The 9367-nt window shown below is 26.9% G+C and carries 11 protein-coding genes; 8 read left to right on the forward strand and 3 right to left on the reverse strand.

What is annotated here, in order from left to right; all coding sequences use genetic code 11:
• Window positions 1-163 precede the first annotated feature (163 nt).
• The 6 genes from Q0138_RS05175 to Q0138_RS05200 all read left to right on the forward strand — a co-directional run bounded on the left by Q0138_RS05175 (window position 164) and on the right by Q0138_RS05200 (window position 4755).
• Window positions 164-646, forward strand: coding sequence for an RNA-binding protein (locus Q0138_RS05175; protein WP_297981768.1), 483 nt, complete (start codon window positions 164-166; stop codon window positions 644-646).
• Between the two features lie 23 nt (window positions 647-669).
• Entirely contained in the window at window positions 670-1374 is a 705-nt protein-coding gene (gene arfB / locus Q0138_RS05180) for a 2-amino-5-formylamino-6-ribosylaminopyrimidin-4(3H)-one 5'-monophosphate deformylase (protein ID WP_297981752.1), read from the forward strand.
• Between the two features lie 772 nt (window positions 1375-2146).
• On the forward strand, window positions 2147-2380 hold the full coding sequence (locus Q0138_RS05185) for an LSm family protein (RefSeq protein ID WP_012956081.1): 234 nt from the start codon (window positions 2147-2149) through the stop codon (window positions 2378-2380).
• Window positions 2381-2585: 205 nt separating this feature from the next.
• Window positions 2586-2771, forward strand: a complete 186-nt coding sequence (locus Q0138_RS05190) for a 50S ribosomal protein L37e (RefSeq protein WP_297981755.1) — start codon at window positions 2586-2588, stop codon at window positions 2769-2771.
• Window positions 2772-3216: 445 nt separating this feature from the next.
• Window positions 3217-4044, forward strand: a complete 828-nt coding sequence (locus tag Q0138_RS05195; protein WP_297981756.1) for an SDR family oxidoreductase — start codon at window positions 3217-3219, stop codon at window positions 4042-4044.
• A gap of 204 nt (window positions 4045-4248) precedes the next feature.
• Window positions 4249-4755: a flavodoxin gene (locus tag Q0138_RS05200; RefSeq protein WP_297981758.1), complete on the forward strand. Its 507-nt coding sequence runs from the start codon at window positions 4249-4251 to the stop codon at window positions 4753-4755.
• A gap of 184 nt (window positions 4756-4939) precedes the next feature.
• Here Q0138_RS05200 and Q0138_RS05205 read toward each other — a convergent pair whose 3' ends face one another.
• Window positions 4940-5401 carry a hypothetical protein gene (locus tag Q0138_RS05205; RefSeq protein WP_297981760.1) on the reverse strand — a complete coding sequence of 154 codons (462 nt, stop codon included), beginning with the start codon at window positions 5399-5401 and terminating at the stop codon, window positions 4940-4942.
• A gap of 933 nt (window positions 5402-6334) precedes the next feature.
• Here Q0138_RS05205 and rnc point away from each other — a divergent pair.
• Together rnc and Q0138_RS05215 are read left to right on the forward strand one after the other, a co-directional pair.
• Window positions 6335-7003: a ribonuclease III gene (gene rnc, locus Q0138_RS05210; protein WP_297981761.1), complete on the forward strand. Its 669-nt coding sequence runs from the start codon at window positions 6335-6337 to the stop codon at window positions 7001-7003.
• Window positions 7004-7038: 35 nt separating this feature from the next.
• A complete protein-coding gene (locus Q0138_RS05215; protein WP_297981763.1) occupies window positions 7039-7770 on the forward strand; it encodes a molybdenum cofactor guanylyltransferase in 732 nt (243 codons plus the stop codon).
• A gap of 96 nt (window positions 7771-7866) precedes the next feature.
• On the opposite strand, the gene Q0138_RS05220 is transcribed toward Q0138_RS05215, so the two are convergent.
• Window positions 7867-8430 carry a methyltransferase domain-containing protein gene (locus tag Q0138_RS05220; protein ID WP_297981765.1) on the reverse strand — a complete coding sequence of 188 codons (564 nt, stop codon included), beginning with the start codon at window positions 8428-8430 and terminating at the stop codon, window positions 7867-7869.
• 197 nt (window positions 8431-8627) lie between these two features.
• Window positions 8628-9182 carry a UbiX family flavin prenyltransferase gene (locus Q0138_RS05225; RefSeq protein WP_297981766.1) on the reverse strand — a complete coding sequence of 185 codons (555 nt, stop codon included), beginning with the start codon at window positions 9180-9182 and terminating at the stop codon, window positions 8628-8630.
• Between the last annotated feature and the right edge of the window lie 185 nt (window positions 9183-9367).

Below are 9367 nucleotides of genomic sequence, written 5' to 3' on the forward strand. Positions count from 1 at the left end.
CAGTAATCTATTATTTTGCTTTTTAAACTTTTTTTCAATTTTGTTGTTTTTTCAGTAGATTGTTATTTTTGCTTTTTAAACTTTTTTTTACAAGTTTTGATTTTTCAGTAAACTATTATTAAAATAAAAAACATATACTTTAGTAAATAGAAATGTTTAGGTGCTGATTTTGAAAATTAAAAAAAGATACTTCTTAAAGAAAAAGAAAGTAAAGGAAATTAAAAAGGAATTGGGAGATTATGGGTCCTTTATAAATAATAAGGACACTCTTGAAATGCTTGAGGCTGAAGATGATGACTTTATCCTTGTAAATGGTGAACCTTACATTATAATGATAAATGACAAGCCATATCCAACAGTAAAGGCTGCACTGAGCCTTGATTTGGACAGTAAGGTTGTTGTAGTGGATATGGGAGCTGTCAGATTTGTAACTAAGGGTGCAGATATAATGAGTCCGGGCATTGTTGATGCAGATGAAAGCATTGTTGAGGATGACATTGTAATAATTGTTGAAGAGACTCATAACAAGCCATTGGCCATTGGAATAAGTTTAATCACTGGTCCTGAAATGGTTGAAAATGATGAGGGCAAGGCTATTAAAAACATTCATTATGTTGGAGATGCCATTTGGAATTTGGAATTATAGTTTTTTTTAAATAAAGTGATAATATGGTGGAATTAAGATTAGAGGCTGGAAATGTTAAAAATCCCAATGTTCATAAGATCGGCATAATTGCATTGGGTTCACATCTTGAAAATCATGGCCCTGCTTTACCTATTGATACTGATTCTAAGATAGCTTCATACATTGCATTTAAAGCAGCTATTGAAAGCGGGGCTAAATATTTGGGAATTATTTATCCTGCCCATGAGATTGAGGAGATTCATCATGGAATCCATGTTTCCCTGGAGGAATTGACCAATGAAATAATTAAAGTCTTGAAATCAGCGAAAAAATACTTGGGCATCAGCAGTGTCATTATTGTAAATGGTCATGGAGGTAATTTGCCTATTGTCACTTGCCTGTATGATATTGAGGAGCAAACTGATTTGCTCATTACCTTAAACAGCAAGATCATTGAGTCTGAAGGGCCTCATGGAGGTTCCGGTGAATTGTCAATGGCTAAATTCCTGGGCATCATTGATGAAAGTGAAGTTGAAAATCAGGACAATATTGAAAAATATGGTGAGGTTGGACTGTCTATGTTTAAGCAGGCACGTCTAAATGATCCCAATATTGAAGAGGGAGCTAAGGACATTGAGGAAAATGGAGTTTATGTTGATGAGGTTTATGGAGAGGAACTTTTAAAGTTAGCAGTAAATTCCGTTTTATTGGATGTTGAAAAGCAATTGGACTCTCATTATGGTTATTAACTTGACTTTTGATTAATTAAAAAAATTTTTCATTTTTTATATTATTTTTTTAATTTATTTTAAAAAATATATTATTTTTTCATATTTTTTTTAACTTATTTTAAAAAATTTTTTATTTTTCATATTCTTTTTTTAATTTATTTTAAAAATATGTCATTTTTTTAATAAAGATCCAATAATTTTTATTATTTTTTTATTTTATTCAATACGAATAATAGGATTTTTTCAAGTAAAATAGTTTTTAACAATAGTTTTTTTAATAAAATTATTTAAATTTCTTATTGTTTTTTCTATTATTGTTAATTTTCTTATTTTTTATTAAAAAATATACTTTTATTACAGCTATTTTAGAATTTTAAGTACAAACATTTATATACTATATGATTTATAATTAATAATAATATTAATTTGATTTTGCTATATGTTTATGTATTATTTTCATAATCTAGTTAAATTTTAAATATTGTTCACTGATTTAAGTAAATTTTTAATATTATATTTAAAAATTCCTCATTATTTTAAGTGATTTTAGTAAAATCCTATTAATTTTTAGATTTTTTTAGAAATTTTAGTTTGTATAAGAATATTGAGTCTTAAACATATTGTCTTTAATTTTTTTAAAAAAATTCATTATTTCAGTATGATATATTAAAAATAAAAGTAAATTCATAGTTTTTATTTTATAAAAACTTAGAATTTTTTATATAATAATCTAAAAATAGTTAAGTTTATATATTATACGAACATATTTATTATAGTATAGGTGATAATCATGAGCGGACAACAAAATGTTCAAAGACCACTTGACGCATTAGGAAAAGCAGTAAATTCTCCAGTTTTAATCAAACTCAAAGGAGAAAGAGAATTCAGAGGTATCTTAAAAAGTTTTGATTTACACATGAACTTAGTTCTTGATGATGCTGAAGAATTAGAAAAAGGAGAAGTATTAAGAAGATTAGGTACTGTTCTCATTAGAGGAGATAATATTGTATATATCTCTCCATAGAGACTTTTCTTAACTTTTTTCTATTTATTGTTTCTTTGTTGTTTTTTCTCAATGAAGATTATTTATTTTAATTACCTTATTTTATAATTAAATTAATTGTTTTCAATTAATTTTAATTATTATTTTTAAACTTTTTTTATAGGAATAGCTATTCTTATAAACATTTTATTATTATATTGTTATTAAAGAGAGGGAGGAGATAGAAGTGAAAGGAACTCCATCAATGGGTAAAAAGAATAAAAAGACCCATATTAGATGTAGAAGATGTGGTAAAAACTCTTACCATGTTCGTAAGAAAGTGTGTGCTTCTTGTGGATTCGGTAGATCCAGCAGAATAAGAAGATACAGTTGGCAAGCTAAAAAACCTACTACTCGCCAAAGATTAGTATAAGTAGGTTTTAATTAATATTTTTATTAATTTGCTTTTTTTAAATTTATATGGGATAATTGTGAATTATCTCATTAATAAATTATTTTTAACTATTTTTATATATTTTTATCATTTTTAACTATTTTTATCTATTTTTAACTATTTTATATCTTTTATCTATTTTTAAAAAGTTTTAACTTATGAAATTTTTTTTTTTTAAATGATTTATTTTATTTTTTTAGACCTTATAGTGTTTTAAATATTTATTTTATTTTTTTAGACCTTATAGTGTTTTCAATGATTTATTTTGTTTTTAAATCCTGATTTAGTTTTTTTTAATGTTATTTATAAAAAACTTAACTCAATAAATAAATTATATATATGATTAGTTTTAAAATAATTAATATATATGAAATTATTAAAATTTTAAATTTTAAAAATAAAAAAATTAAAATTGGTGATATTTATGACTGATGTAGTGCTTTTAACAGGTGCAGGCCAAATAGGAATGGCTATTGCAAGAAGAATAGCCTTCGGTAAAAAACTTGTTATAGGTGATAAGAATATAGAAAATGCCAAGGCAATCTCAAAGATCTTGACTGATGCTGGCTTTGATGTTGAAATTGCTGAATGTGACATTTCTTCAAGGGAATCCATTTTAAATTTAATTTCCTTTGCTCAGGAATTTGGAGAAATTGTTCATTTCATAAATGCAGCAGGGGTTTCTCCTTCACAGGCTCCAATTGAGGCTATTTTAAAAGTGGATCTTTATGGAACTGCTGTATTGTTGGAGGAAGTTGGTAAGGTAATTAAGGAAAATGGTACTGGATTAATCATATCCTCCCAATCAGGTCATAGGATGGAACAGTTAGGTGCTGAAATCGATGAACAATTGGCAACCACTCCAACTGAAGAGCTATTGGATTTAGAGATTTTACAAAAGGAGAATATCCGTGACACATTACATGCATATCAATTGGCGAAAAGGGCAAATGTAAAAAGGGTTATGTATGAAGCTTGCATTTGGGGAGAAAAGGGAGCTAGAATCAATTCCATATCCCCTGGAATAATCGTCACTCCATTGGCAATTGATGAATTTAATGGTCCAAGAGGAGATTTCTATAAAAACATGTTTGCAAACTGTCCTTCAGGTAGGCCTGGAACTGCTGATGAAGTGGCTGGTCTTGCAGAATTGATTTTAAATCCACAAGGAAGCTTTATTTCAGGTTCTGATTTCCTTATTGATGGTGGTGCAACAGCATCCTATTTCTATGGAAAATTAAGGCCTGAATAGGTATTTGGTTTATTTTTATTTTAAATTAATGTATGAATATGTATTTGATTTATTTTTATTTTAAAACAAGAATTGAATAAGATTGTTTATTTTTATGGAAATAAAGATTTAAAAATAAGAATTAATTAAAATATGAAATTAATAATTTATGCAAAATATAATATTTATTAAAAAATAGAATATAATTAACTTGGAGTTTTTAAAATGGCAAAAAGTTTAGTTTTATACTTTTCAAGAGCTGGAAACAATTACAGCAATGCTGGAATAAAACACATTGATATTGGAAATACTGAAGTTATTGCAAATTTCATTCAAGAGTTTACAGGTGCTGACATGTTCAAGATGGAACCTTTAAATGAATATCCTGAAGACTATATGAAATGTACGGAAGTGGCACAGGATGAATTGAGGGATGATGCAAGACCTGAACTTAAGGATTACATTGAGGATATCAGTGAATATGACATTATTTACATTGGTTTTCCAAACTGGTGGAGTACCATGCCTATGCCAGTATGGACACAATTGGAAAAATTGGATTTTGCCGGTAAGACCATTAAGCCTTTTGTAACTCATGAAGGTAGCGGATTCGGCAGATCATTATCTGATTTGGCAGAATTATGTCCTGGAGCCAATATTGAAAATGGTTTATCCATTCAAGGAAGTTTTGTTGCTGATTCCAAATCCAAAGTTGAATCTTGGGTAGAATAAACTTATTCTATCCCTTTTTTTATTGAATGTAATTATAACAGTGTTATATTTTTATTTTATGAGAAATCATTATTCTAGTTTACAAAAAACAAAAAACATAATTTTTTTAAATAAATAACAAAATTATTGGTTTTTTTTAATTAAAACAAAACATTATTGGTTTTTTAAATAAAAAACAATTAATTTATTCAAAATCTAAAATAACTTCATTTAATTGATTTTTAATCTCTTTAAGAAGTTTAACGTCTTTTCCTGTTTTGTCTAAAATTAAGCCAAGGATCTTTTCAGCCTCTGTCTGCTTATAGTTTGGGTCAAGTTCCTCACTAACACTGTCCCAAAACTCCACAGCCCAATTTTTCTTTCCATCATAAACTTGATCAATCAATGTTAATTTTCCATTTTTTAACCTGAATAAACGAAAGTCCTGTTTAGGCTTGGATTTTTTTCCTTCCTTATTGCAATCAAGATATAATCCATCAGAATATTCTGTTTTATAATCTCCTGATTTGACAAATTCTCCAACAAGGGAGTATCCATTCAGGACACTTTTGTCTAAACCGGTTACAGTCTTTAACCAGCCTCCGGTATATCTGAAATTAATTGAAGGATCAATATTAGTTATTTCTTCACACCAATTTAGAAGCATAAAAACTCTCCTTTTTAGTTGATTTCTTTTAATTTTATTAAAATTTATAATTTAAATTGCCTAAAGCTATTCAATAAAATCTTCTAAGAGTCTTTAATGAATAAGTTTAAATATTCTATAAAATCTTCTAAGAGTCTTTTAATGGATAAATTTAAAGCTATTTAATTATATTCTTTTAAAAAGGGATTAAAAATATTTCAACTTGTAGAATCGGAAAATAATTAGTATTATAAGTAAAATCTTGATTTATATTTAATGTTCTCAATTTATTGATTTTACTTAATTCTTAAAGATAATCAATTTATCAAATATTTAAAAAATTAAATACGCCTTGATTTAATTAACTTTAATGAGTTTAATTATTTCAATAATTCAAGAATAAAAAATAATTTATCAATATTTAACCTTTAATAAAAATTATTTAAAAATTCTAATTGTAATTAAGAATATGAAATTTAATATATAAAGAATTAGTGCGAGAGCATTTGAAAACTAATATTTTTTTTCATGTCGTTTAGAATTTTTTTTAATTTATTTCTATTTTTTAATTTTTTTCTATTTTTTTATAGTTCTTTTTGAATTTTTTTAATTAATTCTATTTTTTATATTCACATTCCTTTTTAGGAAATTTTATAAACATTTAATTACTAGTATTTATAAACTATAAATAAAGTATATTTTTATACATTGGTGGATGAGTAATGATTTAATATTAAATTGTTTTTTGATAATTTAATATTAAATTATTATTTTCTATTTTTAATAAATTCTAATTTCATTAGTTCTAATTGTTGAATTAATTATTAATTATCCTTTAATGGTTTAATAATTTAAAATTAATTTCTATTTTTTTAATTAATGATATGCATTTTGTTTTTTTTAATAAAATTCAGATTTATTAATTTCCACCTTAAAATTATTAAACGTGAGATAATGAAATTATTGGAAAAATTTAATATAAGTCCAAATGACAGTTTTTTATATGAAATGGCCTTTACCCATTCCTCATATAGTGCAAAATTTGAATTGGATTATGATTATGAAAGATTGGAATTTTTAGGAGATTCTGTTTTGAATATGCTAACTTCAGAATTCCTTCAAAACATGCATCCAGATTACAGTGAAGGTAAACTGACCAAGTTAAGGGCAAATTATGTTTGCCAAACCGCTCTCATCAACTATTCCCATGAGTTTGGATTGGACGAATGCATAAAGCTCAATCTTGAGGACAATGCATTAAGTGACAATGAGGTTATTTCAATAACTGCCGATGTTTTTGAATCATTCCTTGGAGCAATTTACCTTGATCAAGGTATTGAAAAGGCAAAGGAGTTCCTTACAGTTACAGTTTTCCCATATATAGAAAGCAAGACTGTCTTCTTCTTTGACTACAAGTCCAAAATAAAGGAGTATGGGGACGCTGAAAACATTGAGGTATCATATGAACTTATTGAGGAGCATGGAGCTCCCCACGACAAGACCTTTGTGATGAAGATTCTCATTGATGGAAAGGATTATGGCCATGGAGTTGGAAAAAGCAAGAAAGAGGCTGAACAGGTTGCTGCCTGTAAGGCAATAGAAACTCTCCACTTGGATGAATAGATTTTTCTTTCTTTTTTTTATTTAGTGTGATTTATATGAATGGTGAAAAAAAGTATTCCTGCATAGTTTTATCTGGAGGAATGAGTAGAAGAATGGGTCAGGATAAGGGATCTATGATTATTCAAAACAAACCTATGATTTTACACACACTTTTGAAACTAAACTATAAAATAAATGATGCTGTAATTGTTTTAAACAATAGTGAAAGGATATCCCTATATCAGGATTTATTGAATCAGTATTGTGATGGCGATCTTGAGGGATTTTTTGACTATAATCTAAGTTTTATTGAGGATGATGTTAAGGGAAAGGGTCCAATTTCAGGCATAATGACTGGACTAAAGAATATTGAAACTGATTATGCATTGATTCTTCCATGTGACTCACCTTTTATAAGTGTCGATTTCATTGAAACAATGTTTAATATTTTGGATGGTCAATTGGAGACAGATGAGAATTTGGATGCCATCATTCCATTCCACATCAAGTCAAATAAGGATAAGTTCAAGGATAAAAAAGAGTTTAATTTTGATAATGCAGAGGATATGCCCTTGGAGATGAAGATTCAAAACAGTGAACCCTTGCATTCCATTTACAGAAAGACCAATTTGATAAATATTGAAAAGCTGTTAAAAGAGGATAATTTGTATGTTAAGTCCTTTATAAGGTCTTTGGAAAATGTTTATTTTGCAGAAGTGGATAATAAGATTTTATTTGATGATGATTTTAAGAATCTAAACAGAAAAGAGGATATTCCTGAATTTTAGATTTCTTTAATTTCATATTTTATTTTTTTTCTTATTTTTTTTTGTTTAAAATTGTTTATTTTATCTTATAATTGTTTTAATATTGTTTAATTAATTTTATCTCTTTTTGACTGTTATTATAATCATTGGATTTTGAGATTCCATCTTCACTCCCTTATTTAACAGCTGTCCATTTGAAATATTTACCTGGGTGATTTTAGGATTGTATAAGAGATCTGATAGCTTGTTAACAGAATTTATAAAAAAGTCCATAATATTTGTTATGATAATGATTTTTCCCTTAGAATTAAGTTTTTCATGAATCCTCTCAAGGATTTCATCTATGTTTTCATCCTTAGGCTTCAATATTGCCAAATCAAAATTGTCTATTTCATCCAGACCATTCAATTCATCATCATTTATGAATTCCGCCTTGCCAATATTTCCAAATTTAGAGATATTTTTCTTGCTGAATTCAATGGCCATAGGATTTTTGTCTATGATTGTGACCTTTTTTGCAATATTTGAAAATTCAGAGGAAAGCTCTCCCACTCCTGAATTAATGTCTACAACTGTTTTATTTTCATTGATTTCTGATTTATAGAGTACTAAAGCCCTTATGTCCTCTTTAATAAATCCGCTTATGTCACAAGTTGTTAAAAAGTCATAATCATCTATCATTTTATCAGCTGTTATTTTTTTTAATTCTTTTTAATTTTTGGATTTTAATTATTTTTCAGAATTTATTTTTTTTTTAAAAATTCATTAGATTATAATTTTTTAGATTTTAATTTTTATTCTTTTTAATTTTTGGTTTTTAATTATTTTTCAGGATTTAATTTTTTTTTAAAAATTCATTAGATTATAATTTGTCTATTTTATTCTTTTTCCCATCTTTTAAACATTTCATTGTCTATTCCTAAAACGTCAAGGACTTTTCCAACAATGAAATTTGTAATGTCGCTTATGTCTTTAGGGTCGTGGTAAAATCCAGGCATTGCAGGCAGGATTATTCCACCTTCCCTTGAGATTTTAAGCATGTTTTCAAGATGAACGTCTCTAAGCGGAGTCTCTCTTGGTACAAGTACAATTTTCCTTCTTTCCTTAAGTGCAACATCTGCCACTCGGCTTATTGTATTTGATGCATATCCGTTTGCAATTGCAGATATTGTTTTCATTGAAGCGGGGATGATTATAAGTGAGTCAAACTTGAATGAACCACTGTTTACTGAAGAGTCTATTTCATTTGCTTCATAGTAATGATCTGCTAATGAGATTATGTCCTCTAGAGATGTATCAAGTTCATATTTTATTACTATTTTGGCCGCATCACTGATAAGCAAGCCTGTTTCAATGCCAAGTTGATGGAGTGCCTTCAGTAATTCCAGTCCATAAATTACTCCGCTGGCTCCTGTTATTGCTACAAGAATCATATTATCCTCAAAATATAGTTTTAATTTTATTGTGTCGTTTTAAAATGTTTTTTAATTCTTTTTATTGAAAAACTTAAAATTTATTATTTTTATAATTAATTTATAATTTTATTATTTTAATAATTTTTATTATTTTAAAATGTTTTTTTATTTTTAATTGTTTTTCTTTTAAAAATTAAAATTTA

It is taken from the genome of uncultured Methanobrevibacter sp. (assembly GCF_937906425.1).
Lineage (GTDB): Archaea > Methanobacteriota > Methanobacteria > Methanobacteriales > Methanobacteriaceae > Methanobrevibacter.